This window comes from Pseudorhodoferax sp. LjRoot39 (assembly GCF_964253035.1).
Taxonomy (GTDB): Bacteria; Pseudomonadota; Gammaproteobacteria; order Burkholderiales; family Burkholderiaceae_C; genus Pseudorhodoferax.
The window spans coordinates 6,417,621-6,434,876 of sequence record NZ_CAXUQL020000001.1 but is presented as its reverse complement, the minus strand read 5'-3'; the positions used below and the strand labels follow the sequence as shown (position 1 = coordinate 6,434,876).

Here is a 17,256-nt window from a genome sequence, read left to right as displayed (position 1 = left end):
GCGCCACCAGCACGGTAGCCGCCTGCTTCAGGTCTGCGCGCGCAGCCGCTGCGCCTGCGCCAGGTGCCAGGCCATCTCCATGGTGTCGAAGGCCGCCGCGGCCTGGTCCAGCAGCGCGCGCGCGCGGCCGCCGTCGCCGCTGGCGGCGGCCAGTTCGGCCTCGGCCAGCTGCGTCACGGCACGCTCATGCGCCGCGCCGCGCGCCTGGGCCACGCGGTAGGCGAAGGCCAGCTGACGCTGCACGGCCGCGTGCTGGCCAGCCGCATGGGCCGCGCGCGCCATCGCACGCGCGGCCATGGCCAGGCCGATGCGGTCTTCCCGGCGGCCGCGCTGCAGGGCCAGCAGCGCGTGCCGGCGCGCCTCGCCCGGGCGGCCCAGCGCCTGCAGGCCCTCGGCCAGCCAGCCGTGGTTGAGCGAGCGGAACAGGCCGCTGTCGCGCGGCAGAACCCAGTCGGTCACGGCCACCAGGCCGTCGATGGCCGCCGGCTCGCGCCGCAGCATCCATTCGGCGTAGCCGCCGATGGCGCGCGCCACCGACAGCTGCCACAGCGAGCGCGTGGTCTCGGCGATGCGGGCGGAAGTGGCGGCGGCCTGGTGCGCGGCCTCCCAGCGGCCCTGCCACAGCAGCACGGCCGCGCGCCAGCCTTCGATGCTGGTGCCGATCTGGTGCGTGAGCCCCACGATGCACTCCTGCGCCTGGTCGAAGCACTCGGCCGCCGCGCCGAAGCGGCCCTGGTCGCCCAGCACCACGCCGCGGCAGACCAGCGAGTAGGCCAGGCCGACGTTGGTGCGGCGGCCGCTGCGGTGGCTGCGCTTGACCTCGATGGCGCGGTCCAGCAGCCGCGCGGCGCGCTGGTAGCGCCCGGCCGCGGTGTGGGCTTCTCCCAGCGAGGCCACGACCTGGGTGGCCAGCGGCGCGTCGCCAGCGGCCTCGGCTTCGCGCAGGGCCTGCTCGCCGTGGCGGATGGCCAGGCGCGGCTCGCCCAGCGCGTAGTGCACGCAGCCCAGCCAGTGGCGTGCGCGCGCCACGCGGCCGAGATCGCCATGGCGCTGGGCCAGCAGCACGGCACGCTCGGCCAGCGCGATCTGGCCGCGTTCGGGTTCGAACATGCAGACCATGGCCAGCCGCTCGACGATGTCGACCCAGCGCAGCGCGCGCTCGCCCACCAGCTCGCCGCGCTCCAGCGCGGCCAGCGCGGCGTGGAAGTGCGCGCGCGCGCGGTCCAGCGCCGAGACGGCCAGCGCGCGGTCGCCGGCCAGTTCGGCATAGTGCGCCTCCAGCGCCGGGTCGCCACCGGCACCGAAGTGCAGGGCCAGCGCCTCGGCGTCCTCGGCGCCGCCGCCCTGGGCCTGCTGCATGAGCGCCACGGCGATGCGCAGGTGCAGCCACTGGCGCTGCAGCAGGCCGACCGAGGCGTACACCACGTCGCGCGTGACGCCGTGCTTGAAGCGCAGCGTGCCGGCGTGCTCGCCCGGGAACAGGAAGTCCTGCTCGGCCAGCTCGCGCAGCAGCGGGCTGTCGGGCGCATGGCCGGTGATGCGCGCGAGCAGCCAGGCCGGCACGGTGTTGCCGATCACGGCCGCGGTGCGCAGCATGTCCACCAGCGGCGCGGCCAGGCCGTGCACGCGCGACTCGATGAGCTGGTTGATCCAGCCGGCCGGGCTGGGCGGCGGCGCCAGCCGGCCGCTGTCGCCATGCGCGGCTGAATGGCACAGCTCCTCGATGAACAACGGGTTGCCACCGGCACGGGCACAGATCTGCGCCACCACGAAGGGGTCGGCGCCGGGCAGGTAGGCGGCCACTGCCTCGGCGGCCGTGGCCTGGCCCAGTGGCGCCAGCGTGACGGCGTCGAAGCCGGCTGTGGCCTGCGCGGCCGCGCTGCCGACCACACGCCGCGTCAGCACCACCAGCAGGCGCAGCCCGTCCTGGCGCTGGATGCCGGCCAGCACCTGGTGCGAGGCGTCGTCGGCCCACTGCCAGTCGTCGATGAACAGCACCAGCGGCTGCTCGGCCGCCAGCCGCTCGAAGGCGGCCGCGAAGGCATGCGGCCGCGTCGGCAGCTCGGCGGTGCCGAGCGATTGCATCATCTGGCGGAACGGCTGCAGCGGCGCGGCGCCCAGGCCGCTGTCGCAGCTGCCGCGCAGCACGCGGCAGTCGCGCTGGTGGGCGTGGTGCAGGAACTCCTCGACCAGCCGCGTCTTGCCGATGCCGGGCGGGCCGGCCACCTCGACACCGGCCGGCGTGCCGGCGCAGGCCGCGTCCAGCCCGCGCGCCAGCCGTTCGAATTCGGCCTGCCGGCCCACCAGCGGCGCCTGCTTGCGGCTGCGCGCCTGCACGCCGGCCAGCGTCTCGGCCTGGGTGCCGATGCGGTACACCAGGATCGGCGCGTCGCGGCCTTTGACCAAGAGCATGCTGGGTGCGCCGGCCCCGAAGAAGCGGCGTGCCGGGCCCAGCGTTTCGTCGCTGACCACGATCTCGTGCGGGCCGGCCGCATCCGACAGCCGTGCCGCGATGTTGGGTACCGTGCCCATGAGTTCGAAGCGGCCGCGCTCGATGTCGCCATCGCCGATCAGCACCAGGCCGGCGTGGATGCCGGTGTGCAGCTGCAGTGCGAAACCCGCCGGCAGCCGCGGTGCCAGCCGGCCGACGGCGCGGTGCAGCGCCAGCGCGGCCTCGACCGCGCGGCGCCCGGCTTCCTCGTGCGGCACCGGGTGGCCGAACATGGCCAGCAGGCCGTCGCCCTGCACGCGCACGATGCTGCCGCCCCAGCGCGGCACGGTTTCCTGGTAGGCGATGCGCAGCATGGACAGCAGCGCGGCGTACTGCTCGGCTTCCATGGCGCCGGCCAGTTCGGTCGAACGCGACAGGTCGGAGAACAGCAGCGTGACGTAGTGGCGTCGCTGCACCACGGCCGGGTCCGTAGAGGGGGCGGGGGCGGGCGGCAGCGTTTCGATCATGGTGCGGCGCTGCGGCATTGCAGCGCATCTGGCATGTCGGCGAAGTGTTGTCGTTGGGCCACGCAGGATGTTACAGGGTGCAGCGGCCATGTGCTGTCCCTTTGGTGGGGCACCCAACTGCGGCAGGCCTTCGCTGCGCAGCGCCAGGGTGAAGTGGCGGATGGCGGCCAGGGAGATGGCGATGCGCGCCCGGGTGCTCCAGGCCGGGATGGACGCCTCGGCCATCCAGACCCTGTCCTGCGCGGGATCGACGCGGTCGAAGGCGGCGCAATGCGGTCGAGCCGATCGCCCGGCACCATCGGGTGGCGCACGCCGGATCGGGGCACTTCCAGCGTGATGAGATGCGTCATGGCCGAGGGCCCTGCAACGGCCCTGTGGCCGCGGGCACAATGTGCGGCGCCTGCGCACCCTCGGACCCCCATGCACATCCTGCTCGTTGAAGACGACGAAGCCCTGGCCACCTCGGTCGCCGGCGCGCTGCAGGCACAGGGCTGGCGCGTGGATGTGAGCGCGCGCGGCGAGCCCGTGCCGCGCTCGCTGGCGCAGGACGCCTATGACCTGCTGGTGCTCGACCTGGGCCTGCCCGGCATCGACGGCCTGGAGACGCTGCGCCGCGTGCGCGAGAGCGGCTGGCTGCAGCCGGTGCTGGTGCTGACCGCGCGGGACAGCGTGGAAGACCGCGTGGCCGGCCTGGAGGCTGGTGCCGACGACTACATGTGCAAGCCTTTTGCGCCGGCCGAACTCGTGGCCCGGCTGCGCGCGCTGGTGCGCCGGCACGAGAACCGGCGCGAAGGCCGGCTGGCGCTGGCGGCGCTGCGCTTCGATCCGCTGGGCATGCGCGCGGCCATCGGCGAGCAGCCGCTGCCACTCAGTGCCCGCGAGTCCACGCTGCTGCAGTACCTGATGACGCGGGCCGGCCAGATCGTCGCACGCGAGCAGCTCATGGCCCTGGTGCCCGGCTGGGCCGCGGGAACGTCCGACAACGCGCTGGAACTGCAGGTGTCGCGGCTGCGCGCCAAGATTGAGCCGGGCGGCGTGCGGCTGCGCACGGTGCGCGGCCTGGGTTATCTGCTCGAAGCCGCCGATGGCGGCTGAGCCACGCGCCGCCAGCCTGCGGCGCACGCTGCTGGTCTGGCTGCTGGCGCCGCTCGTGGTGCTGGTGCCGCTGGCCACGGCCTTGCTGTACCTGCTGGCGGTGCAGCCGGCCATGGACAGCCTGGACCGCGCGCTGACCGACACCGCGGTGGCGCTGGCGCAGATCCTCGAAGAGCGCGGTGGCCAGGCCCAGCTGCCGCTCAGCGCGCAGACCGCGCATGCGCTGCGCGCCGACCTCGTCGACGAGGTGGTGTTCGCGGTGGGCGATGCGCAGGGCCGTTTGCTGGGTGGCGAGCAGGCCTTGTTGATGGTGGATCCGCGCCTGGCGCGCGGCGGATGGCGCTTCTTCGACGGCCAACTGCGCGGCCAGGCCATGCGCATCGTCGCCCATGGCGCGGCCTGCGGCGCCCAGACCTGCCCCATCCTCGTGGCCGAGTCGCTGGGCAAGCGCGATGCCGCGGCGCGCGCCGTGGGGCTGGCGGCGGCCGGCGTGAGCCTGCTGCTGGCCCTGTGCCTGGCGCTGCTGGCCCGTGTCGCGGTAGGGCGCGGCCTGCGGCCGTTGCAGCAGGCATCGCAGGAGCTGGAGCGGCGCTCGCTGCAGCAGCTGGACCCGCTGCCGCTGCGGCAGCTGCCGCGCGAGGTGGGCTTCCTCGGCGCGGCCATCAACGAGTTGTTCGGGCGGCTGCGCCAGGCGGTCGGCGCGCAGCGCAGCTTCCTGGACGATGCCTCGCACCAGTTGCGCACGCCGCTGGCGGTGCTGCTGTCCGAGTCGGCCCAGGCGCTGGCGCAGCCGCACCCGCCCGAACTGCATGCGCGGCTGCAGCGCCTGCATGCGGCGGCCGAGCGCAGCGCGCACCTGTCGCACCAGCTGCTGACGCTGGCGCGTGCCGAGGGCGCGGTGCTGCAGCGGCGCGATGCCGCGCGCATCGACCTGGTCCAGCTCGTGACCGAGGCCGCCGCCGACTGGGTGCGGCCGGCCCTGGCCGCAGGGCAGGACCTGGGCTTCGACCTGCAGCCGGCCGCGGTCCAGGGCGAGGCCTGGCTGCTGCGCGAATTGCTGGCCAACCTCGTGCACAACGCCCAGCAGCATGCCGGGCGCGGCGCGCAGGTGACGGTGCGCACGCGCACCGAGGGCGGCCACGTGCTGCTGGACGTGGAAGACGACGGCCCCGGCATGGACGCAGCCGACCAGGCCCGCGCCTGGGACCGCTTCCACCGCGGCCGCTCGGCCAGCGGGCCCGGCACCGGCCTGGGCCTGCCCATCGTGCAGCACATCGCGCAGCTGCACGCAGGCGATGCCGCACTGCTGGCCGGACCGGCTGGCCGCGGCCTGTGCGTGCGCGTGCGGCTGCCGCGCGCGGACCACTGAAGCGCCGCGCGCGCAAAGCTGTCACGAAGCTGTCGTACGTGGTACCCGATGGGGCGGCGCACCCGTGCGCCGCCAAAAATTCCGCCACGGTCAGCGGGTTCCTGCCTGCGTGGCCCACAGGCGTCAGCGCAGCCGTCTTGCGGCCACGCGGGCGTGGAGACAAACCCATCGGAAGTTCATGATGATCGACCGCAATCTCGCGAGAGGGCTGTTCCTGGCCCTGATCGCCCTGGTGTTCGGCGGCTTCTCGCTGCAATACCAGACCGGTTCCCTCGGCCGGGCCGGCCCCGGGCTCTTTCCACTGATCGTCAGCGGCATCCTGCTGGCCATCGCATTGATGATCATCGTGCGCTCGCGCTTCACGGCGCGCGAGCCGCTGGACCTGAACCTCAAGAACATCGGCCTGCTGCTGTTCTCGCTGTGCGTGTTCGCGCTGCTCTCGCTGTACGTGAACATGCTGGCCGGCATCGTGGCCATGGTGTTCATCTCGGGCAAGGCCGCGACCACCTACTCGGTCTCGCGCAACATCAAGATCAGCATCGGCCTGATCATCGTGGCCTTCGCGTTCCAGAAGCTGCTGGGCCTGTCCCTGCCGCTGATCTGAGGTCATTGCCATGGACGTGATCCACAACCTCATGTTCGGCTTCGGCCACGCGCTGACGCTGAGCAACCTGATGTACTGCGCCCTCGGCTGCACCGTGGGCACCATGGTCGGCCTGCTGCCGGGCCTGGGCCCGCTGGCCACCATCAGCCTGCTGCTGCCGCTGACCTACTCGATGCCGCTGGACGGCTCGCTGATCATGCTGGCCGGCATCTACTACGGCGCACAGTACGGCGACAGCGTGAGCGCGATCACGATGAAGATCCCGCACGCCAGCTCCATCGTGGCCTGCATCGACGGCTACGCGATGACGCTCAAGGGCAAGACCGGGCTGGCGCTGTTCACAGCGGGTTTCTCCAGCTTCATCGGCGGCACCATCTCCATCGTGGTGCTGGCCTTCCTGGCGCCCACGCTGAGCCAGGTGGCCTTCCTGTTCGGCCCGGCCGACTACTGCGCACTGATGATGGTGGGCTTCGTCTGCGTGAGCTTCGTCACCACGGGCAGCCTGCTCAACGGCCTGGCCATGTGCATGGTCGGCGTGCTGCTGGGCCAGATCGGCACCGACGTGAACAGCGGCGTGGCCCGCTTCACGATGGACATGCCCTTCCTGGCCGACGGCATCGGCCTGGTCAGCATCGCGCTGGGCTGCTTCGGCATCGCCGAGATCACCAAGAACCTGGACGCCAAGGAAGAGCGCACGCCCTTCAGCGGCGCCATCAAGCTGATCCCGACCTGGCCCGAGTTCAAGCGCATCATCCCGAGCGCGCTGCGCGGCAGCGTGATCGGCTCCTTCCTGGGCATCCTGCCCGGTGGCGGCCCGGTGATCGCCCAGTTCGCGGCCTATGCCGTGGACAAGAAGGTCAGCAAGTACAAGCACGAGATCGGCGACGGCGCCATCGAGGGCGTGGCCGGCCAGGCCGCTGCCGACGAATCGGCCGCGCGCACCAGCTTCATCCCGCTCATGAGCATCGGCATTCCCGAGAACGCGGTCATGGCGCTGATGATGGGCGCCTTCATGATCAAGGGCGTCACGCCCGGCCCGAACCTGATCCCCGAGCACCCGGACCTGTTCTGGGGCCTGGTGGCCAGCATGTGGGTGGGCAACTGCTTCCTGCTGCTGCTGAACGTGCCACTGGTGCGGTGGTGGCTCACGCTGTTCAAGATCCCGTACAGCGTGCTGTTCCCGGCCATCCTGTTCTTCTGCTGCATCGGCTCGTTCAGCGTGAACAACAACGTCGACGACATCTTCGTCACGGCCGCCTTCGGCGCCATGGGCTACATGTTCATGCGCCTGGGTCTGGACGCCGCGCCGCTGATGCTGGGCTTCATCCTGGGCCCGATGCTGGAGGAGAACTTCCGCCGCGCCATGTTGCTGACGCGTGGCAGCTTCGTGGAGATGGCGCACCGGCCGATCGCCGGCACGCTGTTCAGTCTGGTCGGCGCGTTCATCGTGTGGCAGATGGGGCTGGCGGTGTGGAGGCTGCGCAAGGGGGGCGGGCAGCCGACACCTGCCGTCGCGACGCACTGAGGGTCGGGTGAACCCTGCTAGGCCCGCATGCTCGCGCATGCGGGCCTTGCCGTTTCGGCGGTGGGCAGTGCAGCGCCGTGGGGCCGCGGTCGGACAGCGGCGTCCTGGCCGACGCACAATGTTGGGTTGCCATCCCCGTGTATCCGCAACCGATGCCCCGCACCCGCCTGACCCTTGCCCGCCTCGAACAACTGCTGCTGACCGCCTGCGACGACCTGCGCGGCAACATGGATGCCAGCGAGTACAAGGAGTACGTCTTTGGCATGCTGTTCCTGAAGCGCGCCAGCGACCTGTTCGACCAGCGCCAGGAAGAAATCAGCAAGCAAGGCGAGCGCGACGGCCTGTCCCCCGCCGCCATCGTCGCCAACCTGGCCGACCCCGACCAGTATTCCGGCCAATACTTCTATGTGCCGCCGCGCGCCCGCTGGAGCACGCCGTGGACCGACCCCGAGACCGGCGAGCTGCACCCGGCCCTCAAGCACACCAAGGAGAACGTGGGCTCCATGCTCAACAAGGCGCTGGAGGCCCTGGAAGACGCCAACAGCGACGCGCTGCAGGACGTGCTCAAGGGCACGATCAACTTCAACCGCAAGATCGGCCAGACCACGCTGGACGACGACACGCTCGTCAACTTCATTCAGAACTTCGACAAGATCCCGCTCAAGGACGAAGACTTCGAATTCCCCGACCTGCTGGGCGCGGCCTACGAATACCTGCTGAAGGACTTCGCCGACCAGGCCGGCAAGAAGGCCGGTGAGTTCTACACGCCGGCCGAGGTGGTGCGCGTGTGCGTGGAGGTCTGCGACCCGCGCGAAAACATGCGCGTCTACGACCCCACCTGCGGCTCGGGCGGCATGCTGATCCAGGTGCGCGACTACCTGCGCGAGCACGGCCGCCAGGCCGGCAACGTGGCGCTGTACGGGCAGGAAAAGATGGGCACCACCTGGTCCATCTGCAAGATGAACATGCTGCTGCACGGCATTCCCGATGCCAGCATCGAACAGCAGGACACGCTGCGCGAGCCCCAGCACCACGATGAGGACGGCCAGCTCAAGCGCTTCGACCGCGTGCTGGCCAACCCACCCTTCAGCCAGAACTACATCAGGAAGGACATCAAGCACCCGGGCCGCTTCCCGGTGTGGCTGCCCGAGAAGGGCAAGAAAGCCGACCTGATGTTCGTGCAGCACATGCTGGCCGTGCTCAAGGCCGACGGCAAGCTGGCCACCGTGATGCCGCACGGCGTGTTGTTCCGCGGCGGCGAAGAGCGCGAGGTGCGCCGGCTGCTCGTCGAGCGTGGTGTGCTCGAGGCCGTGATCGGCCTGCCCGCCAACCTGTTCTACGGCACCGGCATCCCAGCCTGCATCCTGGTGCTGAACAAGGCCGGCGCTGCTGAACGGCGGCATGCGCTCTTCATCAACGCCGACCGCGAGTACCGCGAGGGCAAGGCGCAGAACCACCTGCGGCCCGAGGACATCGACAAGATCGTGCACGTCTACCGTGCCAACGCCGACGTGCCGGCCTACGCCCGCCGTGTGCCCTACGCCGAGATTGCGGCCGAGGACTTCAACTGCAACATCCGCCGCTACGTGGACAACGCGCCGCCGCCCGAGCCGCACGACGTGCGCGCGCACCTGCACGGCGGCGTGCCGTTGGCCGAGGTGGATGCGCTGGCGCACTTCTGGGCGCAGTACGCCGGCCTGCGCGAGAGCTGCTTCGTGCCGCGCCCCGCGTCGCCCGATGGTCGTTACCTGGACTTCAGCCCCGCGCTGGCGGACCGGCGCGCCATCGCGGCCCATGTGGCGGACCACCCCGGCGTGCGCGAGCGGCATGCCGCGTTCATGCAGCAACTGCAGGCCTGGTGGCAGGCGCATCTGCCGGTGGTCGATGCGCTGGCGCCGGATGCAGACAACCAGCATGCCACGGCGCGCAATGTCTACCAGTTGCGCATCGACCTGCTGCAGGGCATTGAGCGCCAGTTCGTGCCCGCATCGGGCACCGCGCCGCTGCTCACGCGCTACCAGGTGCGCGGCGCCTTCGCCAACTACTACAAGCTGCTGCAGTCCGACTTCAAGTCGATTGCCGCCAGCGGTTGGGGACCGGAGCTGATTCCCGACGACGACATCCTGCAAAGCCAGTTTCCGCAGGTGCTGGCCGAGCTGGAGCAGCAGCAGGCGCGGTTGGCCGAGCTGCAGGCGCTGTTCGCTGCGGCGGGTGAGGAAGACTTCGAGGATGTGGACGGCACGGGCGTGCTGCCACCCGAGCAGGTCAAGGAGCTGAAGGCCCAGCTCAAGGAGGCCAAGGGCCTGATGAAGCTGGCCAAGCGCGACAGAAGTTTCGGCGACTGGACGGCGCACCAGGCCGAGGCACAGCGGCTGGAGGCGCTGCTGGCCGCGCACAAGAAGCTGGAGGACGAAGCCAGGGGGCTCAAGGCGCTGATTAAGGGCACGGAGAAGAGCCGCGACGAACTGGTGGAGCAGGCGCGCAAAAAGATCAGCACGGAGGAGGCGCGGGTGGCGATCCTGCAGCGGCTGGAGGCGGTGTTGATGGAGAGCTACCGGCAGTATTTGCGGGCGGATCAGCGGGCTTGTGTGGCGGCGGTTGAGAACCTGTGGGGGAAATACGCGGTTACGGCGGAGGCGTTGTCCTCTGCGCAGCGGGAGGCTGCAAGCGAGTTGGCGGGTTATTTGGCGGAGCTTGGTTATGCATGAAGGCAATATTCGACCGTTCGAAGACTTGGTCATGCAGGTCACTGACCGAGCGCTCACGGCAAAGGATGCGTCGAAGCCATATGTGGGGCTTGAGCACATTCCGTCGAGTGGCACTTCGCTCCGATCCTTGGGCAATGCCGGAGATTCAATTAGCACGAACGGCGTATTCGCAGCGGGCGACATTCTGTTCGGCAAGTTGCGCCCTCGGCTGCGTAAGAGCGTTCGCGTTGACCAAGCGGGCTACTGCTCGACCGATGTGCTGGTGCTGCGAGCGCGGCCAGGCATTGATGCTGCTTACGCCGGTTACATAGCGCAGTCAGACGAAGTTTTTCGGCGCGCCATCCAGACCGAAGAAGGCACGAAGATGCCGCGCTGTTCCTGGGGCGACGTTCGGACCACCCGCGTTTTTTTTCCCGCGACGCAAGTCCATCAGCAACGCATCGCCGCGATCCTCACCAGTCTCGACAACGCTATCGAAGCCACCGAAGCGCTGATCGAGAAGCACCAGCAGATCAAGGCCGGGCTGATGCAGGATCTGTTCACGCGTGGGGTGCTGCCGACCGGCGTTGCCAGACCGGAGCCCGCATCGGAGCCTGATCTTTACCATTCGCTTGGTGGCAGGATCGTTCCGAAGTCATGGCGAGAGGCCGAGCTTCAGGACATTGCGCAGGTTGGCCGCGGGAAGTTCACACACCGCCCGCGCAACGACCCGCGATTCCTCGGAGGAGCCTTTCCGTTTATTCAGACAGGTGACATTGCCGCAGCTGCAGGCGACTACCTCGACACCTATTCGCAAACGCTCAGTGCGAGCGGTGCTGCTGTGAGCAGTTGCTTTCCCACAGGAACGATCGCGGTCACGATTGCGGCAAACATCGCCGATACGGCCATCTTGTCCATCCCAATGTATTTTCCAGACAGCGTTGTAGGTGTCGTAGTGACGGGCGCTGCGGACGTTCGGTTCGTGGAGCTTTCGATTCGTCGGAGCAAACCAAGACTTGAGGCAATGGCGCCGCAGAGCGCGCAGAAGAACATCAATTTGCAAGACCTTCGGCCGTTGAAGTTGATGCTGCCGCCGCTCGAAGAGCAACAGGCGATATCAGCCCGGTACGAGGCGGCGCATCGCCCAATCAAAGCACTTCGAAACGGGTTGGCCAAACTCCGCGCCCAAAAACTCGGCCTCATGCAAGACCTCCTCACCGGCAAAGTCCCGGTCACCGTCCCCGAGCCCGCCCTCCCCGCCTGACGCCATGCCGCTCCCCCTCAACCTGCCCCACCTGCTGCGCCAGCGCACGGTCGAGGGCGAGCGCATCGAATACAAGGCCGGCTGGAACCCCGACCCCATCCTGCGTACGCTGTGCGCCTTCGCCAACGACTTCGCGAACCTGGGCGGCGGCTATGTGGTGATCGGGCAGGACTGCGACGCCGATGGCCGGCCGGTGTTCCCGCCCGTGGGCCTGGCGGAGAACCAGATCGACCGCATCCAGCAGGAGCTGCTGGCCGCCTGCCAGTTGATCCAGCCGCCGTATTTCCCCGCGCTGAGCGTGGAACGGGTGGAAGGCCGCCTGCTGATCGTGCTGCAGGCGCCCGGTGGCATGCACCGGCCCTACAAGGCGCCCGCGTCGGTGAAGGCCAAGCACAAAACCTGGCACTACTACATCCGCCGCTACAGCAGCACGGTGGAGGCCAAGGGCGCGGACGAGCAGGAACTGCTGACCTTGACCGCCAATGTGCCCTGGGACGACCGGCTGGCGCAGCAGGCGCGCGTGGAAGACCTGTCGCGCCCGCTGATGCTGGAGTACTTGCGCGAGGTGGGCAGCGCGCTGGCCGAGGGGGCCGCCACCCTGCCACTGGAGGCGCTGGGCCGACAGATGAACGTGGTGGGCGGGTCGACCGAGGCGCCCTGGCCCAAGAACGTGGGCCTGCTGTTCTTCAACGACGCGCCAGACCGATTCTTCCCCTACACGCAGATCGATGTGGTGTGGTTCCCCGAGGGCGCGGGCGGCGACCGCTTCGACGAGAAGATCTTCAAGGGCCCGCTGGCGCGCATGACGCGCGAGGCGCTGGGCTACATCCAGCGCAACTACCTGACCGAGACGGTGCTGAAACACCCCGACCGTGCCGAGGCCACGCGGGTATGGAACTTTCCCTATGTGGCGATCGAGGAAGCGCTGGTCAATGCCGTGTACCACCGCGCGTATGACGAACGCGAACCCATCGAGGTGCGCATCAGCCGCGAGGAACTGGTGATCCTGAGCTTCCCGGGGCCGGACCGCTCGATCCGGCTGGAAGACTTCGCCGCCGGCCGCGCCGTGAGCCGGCGCTACCGCAACCGCCGCATCGGCGAGTTCTTGAAGGAGCTGGACCTGACCGAAGGCCGCAGCACCGGGGTGCCGAAGATCCTGAAGGCCATGCTCGCCAACGGCTCGCCTGCACCGCTGTTCGAGACGGATGACGACCGTGCGGCCTATGTGATCCGGCTGCCGGTGCATCCGCTGGCGACCACGACGGAGGGGACGTCCCCGGAAGTGACCGATCAAGTCACCGACCAAGTCACCGATCAAGTCACCGATCAAGTCACCGATCAAGTCACCGATCAAGTCACCGATGAGGTCACCGACCCTGTGCTGAGCTTGCTGGTGGTCGCGGCGCATGGCGAGCTCACGCGGCGCAGCCTGCAGGAGGCCTTGGGCCTGCGGCATGCGCCGCATTTTCGCAATCGGTATCTCCTGCCTGCCATGAAGGCGGGCTATCTGGAAATGACCTTGCCCGATCAACCCACCAGCCGCATGCAGCGCTACCGGCTGACGGCGCTGGGCCGGCAGCGCGTGAGCGCCGCGCCAACGGGGGCTTCCCGATGAGCGAATACACCGAGGTCGAACAACCCTTTCTGGCGCAGCTGGCCACGCTGGGCTGGACCGTCATCGACCAGGGCCCGCAGTTGCCGCAGGCCGCCGGCCCCAGCCTGCGCAGCAGCTTTCGCCCGTGGTGGCTGCCCGGTGTGTTCCGCGAGGCGGTGCGCGCGCTCAACACCTTGCCCGACGGCAGGCCGTGGCTGGCCGAACGCCAGCTCGACGAACTGGAAGCCCTGCTGTTCCGCCAGCCCCAGCGCACGCTGCTGGAGGCCAACCAGGCCGTGCACGAGATGCTGATCAAGGCCCAGGTGGATGTGAACGAGGCCACCGGCGAGGTGGACCCGGTGGTGCGGCTGATCGACTTCCAGCACCCGGAGCGCAACCGCTTCCACGCCATCAACCAGTTCCGCATCGACACGCCGGGTTGCGTGCGCGGCTTCATGGTGCCCGACATCGTGCTGTTCGTGAATGGCATTCCGCTGGTGGTGGTGGAGTGCAAGAAGGGTTCGGCCACCTGCGCCAACCCGATGCAGGAAGCCTTTGTGCAACTGCAGCGCTACATGCGCCGCCGGCCCGAAACCGAGGCCGCCGGCCTGAAGGAGGGTGAGCCCCGGCTGTTCCACAGCAACCTGCTCCTGGTGCGCAGCAGCGGGGCGGAAGCGGATTACGGCAGCATCAGCTCGGGTGCGGAACATTTCTATGCCTGGAAGACGCTGTACCCGGCCGACGATGCGGGCGCCGACGCCTTGAGCCCGCAGCAACGCCTGGTGTCCGGCATGTTGGCGCCCCCCAACCTGCTGCAGATCGCACGCACCTGCACCGTGTTCATGGACACGGACGCCGGCACCCGCGTGAAGGTGGTGTGCCGCTACCAGCAGTTCCGCGCGGCGGGCAGGATCGTGCAGCGCCTGCGCAGCGGGCAGACGCCGGCTGAGCGCAGCGGCGTGGTCTGGCACACGCAGGGCTCGGGCAAGTCGCTGACCATGGTGTTCGTGGCGCGCATGCTGCGCGCCAGCCACGACCTGAACGATTTCAAGATCGTGCTGGTCAACGACCGGCAGGACCTGGAAGAGCAGCTGGGCCAGACGGCCACGCTGATCGGTGGGCGCGTCAACACCATCGGCAGCACGCAGGCACTGCGCCAGCACCTGGCCAGCGACAGCTCGGACATCAACATGGTGATGGTCCACAAGTTCCAGGAGCGCGAGCAGGCCCTGAGCCCCATGGTGGCCGAGGCGCTGGGCACCTACCTGGCCATGCCTGCGGGCAAGACCTTCGGCGTGGTGAACCGGTCGGAACGCATCGTGCTGATGATCGACGAGGCCCACCGCACCCAGGGCTCGGACCTGGGCGAGAACCTGTTCGAAGCCTTTCCCAACGCGGTGCGGCTGGCTTTCACCGGCACACCGCTGCTGACCGAGCGCCATGGCGAGCGCAAGACGGTCAAGCGCTTCGGCGAGTACATCGACACCTACAGGCTGATGGACGCGGTGGACGATGGCGCCACGCTGCAGATCCTGTACGAGGGCCGCACGGCCGACAGCGCGCTGAACGAGAAACACGCCTTCGACCAGAAGTTCGAAGACCTGTTCAGGGACCGCAGCGAGGACGAGCTGGCCGCCATCCGCAAGAAATACGGCGCCACGGGTGACATCCTGGAGGCCGAGGCACGCATCAATGCCATCGCGCGCGACCTGGTGGCGCACTATGTGGACAACATCCTGCCCAACGGCTTCAAGGCGCAGGTGGTGTGCCATTCCAAGCTGGCTTGCGTGCGCTACCGCAACGGCATTCGTGCGGCCATCGCCGACCGGCTGGCTCAGGAGCAGGCGAAACCCGCGCCGGACGCGGCGCTGGTCCGCCAACTGGGCTTCCTGCAAGCCGTGGTGGTGGTCTCGTCCGACGGCACCAACGAGGCGGCTTTCATCACCCACGCGCGCAAGGAGGCGGCGCGGCTGAACGCCGTGCAGAACTTCTGCAAGGGCTTCGACCTGGACGATCCGGACCAGGCCAACACCGGCATCGCGTTCCTGATCGTCTGCGACATGCTGCTGACCGGCTTCGACGCGCCCATCGAGCAGGTCATGTACATCGACAAGCGCCTGCGCGAGCACACGCTGCTCCAGGCCATCGCCCGCACCAATCGGGTGAAGCGCGGCAAGCGGCGCGGCTATGTGGTGGACTACATCGGCCTGGCCAACCACCTGGCCGAAGCGTTGACGCTCTACACCGCGAGTGACGAACTGCAGGAACTGCAGCAGGGGCTGAAAAACATCGACACCGAGCTGCCGGTGCTGGAGGAGCGCTGCCAGCGGCTGCTGCAGCACTTCGAGGCCAAGGGCGTGGCGGACATCCGCGCCTTCGTCACCGGGGCGCTGCCCAGCCAGGCGCAAGATGCTGCCGTGGTGCACGCGGCCGTAAAGGCACTTGCCGACGAGCGTTACCGCGCCGACTTCGAGGTCTACCTGAAGAAGTTTTTGATGAGCCTGGACATCGTGCTGCCCCATGCCTCGGCCCAGCCGTTCCGCGTGCCGGCCAGGCGCTTCGGCTACCTCCTGCAGGTGGCCAAGGAGCGCTACAAGGACGACAGCCTGGACCTGGGCGATGCCGGCGAGAAGGTCAAGGCGCTGATCAACGAACACCTGGTCAGCCTGGGTATCAACCCCAAGCTGCCGCCGGTGGAGCTGCTGGCGCAGGACTTTCTGCAGCGCCTGCAGCAGCATGCCGAAGGCAACGACGAGGCCAAGGCCAGCGAGATGGAGCACGCCATCCGCAAGCACTGCACGGTGCACCACGACGAAGACCCGGCTTTCTACCAGCGGCTGTCGGAGAAGGTGGACGCACTGATCGAACGGCACCAGGGCGCGTGGGACGCGCTGGTGGAGCAGCTCGACGCGCTGCGCAGCGAGGCCGTGGCTGGGCGCCGGGAGGGCGTGCACGGCCTGGGGCGCGAGGCCAGCAGCTTCTTCGAGCACCTGGTGCAGGTGGCCTTTGGCGATGCGCCGGTGCCCGAGGGCGATCTGCCGGCGTTCAAGCGGCTGGTCGAGCAACTGGTGGAGCTGCTGCAGCAGACCATCGGCAGCATCGACTTCTGGCACAACGCAGACAAGCAGAAGCGCCTGCGCGGCGAGATCAAGCAGGCGATCAGCCGCACCGGTCCCCAGGCGGCAGTCGCCCAGCGCGAGCGTCTGGCGGTGGAGGTGCTGAAGCTGGCGCGGAATCGGCACGACGGCCTGTTGCAGGCGGGGCGTGATGGGTCCTGAAGCCACCGCCACCCTGCGTCGGGTGCACGACATCGAGTACCGGCTGCTGCCGGGCACGGCGCGGCGCACCACCGACATCGTGATCGAGCGCGATGGCGCCGTCACCGTGCGGCCGCCCGCGCGCATGACGCCCGAGCAGGTGGACCACACGGTGCTGAGCCGGCGCCTGTGGATCTACCGCAACCTGGCCGAGTGGCGCGACCTGAACGCCACGCGCGTGGTGCGTGAGTGGGTCAATGGCGAGAGCTTTCTGTACCTGGGCAGCGCCTACCGCCTGCTGCTGGTGGCCGAGCAGAACGCGCCGCTCAAGCTCAAGGACGGACGCTTCTGCCTGCTGCGCAGCGTGGTGGATACGGGCGGCAAGGCGGCGGCGCAGGAGGCGTTCAGAGGGTTCTACAGCACGGCCGGACAGGCGCGCATCGCGCAGCGCGTGGCGTACTTTTCGCCGCGCGTCGATGTCGAGCCGGGGCCGCTGCAGGTGCGCGAACTAGGCTACCGCTGGGCCACCAGCCTGCCGGGTGGCGGGCTGCTATTCCACTGGAAGTGCCTGATGGCACCGCCAAAGATCATCGACTACATCGTGGTGCACGAGCTGTGCCATCTGCGCCACCGCGACCATGGCGAGGCGTTCTGGAACGAGGTGGACAAGGTGTTGCCGGACTACCGGAAGCGCAAGGAGTGGCTCCGTATGCGAGGCGCGGAGATGGACCTTTGAGCGGTCAGGCATCTCTGATGCCGAGCCCGGCCCCGCGGCGCTGGCCTGCGCGGCGCTGACCAGCGCCTTGGCGTCAACGACCAGGCAGTCAGGTTTCATCGACCAGCAACGCGTCGGGCGCCAAGCCCGCCTGCTGTGCCTGAGCGGCGGTCCGGTCCAGCGTGCGG

The 17,256-nt window shown here is 69.0% G+C and carries 10 protein-coding genes; 9 read left to right on the top strand and 1 reads right to left on the bottom strand.

What is annotated here, in order from left to right; translation table 11 throughout:
• Nucleotides 1–27 precede the first annotated feature (27 nt).
• A complete protein-coding gene (locus ACSQ4M_RS30065) occupies nucleotides 28–2,958 on the bottom strand; it encodes an AAA family ATPase (RefSeq protein ID WP_436193035.1) in 2,931 nt (976 codons plus the stop codon).
• Nucleotides 2,959–3,378: 420 nt separating this feature from the next.
• Between ACSQ4M_RS30065 and ACSQ4M_RS30060 the strand changes: the two genes are divergently transcribed.
• The 9 genes from ACSQ4M_RS30060 (at nucleotide 3,379) to ACSQ4M_RS30020 (ending at nucleotide 17,089) form a co-directional block, all read left to right on the top strand.
• Complete coding sequence (locus ACSQ4M_RS30060; protein WP_436193034.1) at nucleotides 3,379–4,053, top strand: response regulator; 675 nt, start codon at nucleotides 3,379–3,381, stop codon at nucleotides 4,051–4,053.
• Nucleotides 4,043–5,422 carry a sensor histidine kinase gene (locus ACSQ4M_RS30055; RefSeq protein ID WP_436193033.1) on the top strand — a complete coding sequence of 460 codons (1,380 nt, stop codon included), beginning with the start codon at nucleotides 4,043–4,045 and terminating at the stop codon, nucleotides 5,420–5,422. The genes ACSQ4M_RS30060 and ACSQ4M_RS30055 overlap by 11 nt, the downstream gene beginning before the upstream one ends.
• A 181-nt stretch (nucleotides 5,423–5,603) precedes the next feature.
• Nucleotides 5,604–6,026, top strand: coding sequence for a tripartite tricarboxylate transporter TctB family protein (locus ACSQ4M_RS30050; RefSeq protein ID WP_436193032.1), 423 nt, complete (start codon nucleotides 5,604–5,606; stop codon nucleotides 6,024–6,026).
• 10 nt (nucleotides 6,027–6,036) lie between these two features.
• Nucleotides 6,037–7,551, top strand: a complete 1,515-nt coding sequence (locus ACSQ4M_RS30045; protein ID WP_436193031.1) for a tripartite tricarboxylate transporter permease — start codon at nucleotides 6,037–6,039, stop codon at nucleotides 7,549–7,551.
• A 152-nt stretch (nucleotides 7,552–7,703) separates the two neighbouring features.
• Nucleotides 7,704–10,259: an N-6 DNA methylase gene (locus tag ACSQ4M_RS30040; protein ID WP_436193030.1), complete on the top strand. Its 2,556-nt coding sequence runs from the start codon at nucleotides 7,704–7,706 to the stop codon at nucleotides 10,257–10,259.
• Complete coding sequence (locus ACSQ4M_RS30035; protein ID WP_436193029.1) at nucleotides 10,252–11,502, top strand: restriction endonuclease subunit S; 1,251 nt, start codon at nucleotides 10,252–10,254, stop codon at nucleotides 11,500–11,502. The genes ACSQ4M_RS30040 and ACSQ4M_RS30035 overlap by 8 nt, the downstream gene beginning before the upstream one ends.
• Before the next feature lie 4 nt (nucleotides 11,503–11,506).
• Complete coding sequence (locus ACSQ4M_RS30030; RefSeq protein ID WP_436193028.1) at nucleotides 11,507–13,117, top strand: Fic family protein; 1,611 nt, start codon at nucleotides 11,507–11,509, stop codon at nucleotides 13,115–13,117.
• Nucleotides 13,114–16,374: a type I restriction endonuclease subunit R gene (locus ACSQ4M_RS30025; protein WP_436193027.1), complete on the top strand. Its 3,261-nt coding sequence runs from the start codon at nucleotides 13,114–13,116 to the stop codon at nucleotides 16,372–16,374. The genes ACSQ4M_RS30030 and ACSQ4M_RS30025 overlap by 4 nt, the downstream gene beginning before the upstream one ends.
• Nucleotides 16,364–17,089 carry a M48 family metallopeptidase gene (locus ACSQ4M_RS30020; protein WP_436193026.1) on the top strand — a complete coding sequence of 242 codons (726 nt, stop codon included), beginning with the start codon at nucleotides 16,364–16,366 and terminating at the stop codon, nucleotides 17,087–17,089. The genes ACSQ4M_RS30025 and ACSQ4M_RS30020 overlap by 11 nt, the downstream gene beginning before the upstream one ends.
• Nucleotides 17,090–17,256 lie beyond the last annotated feature (167 nt).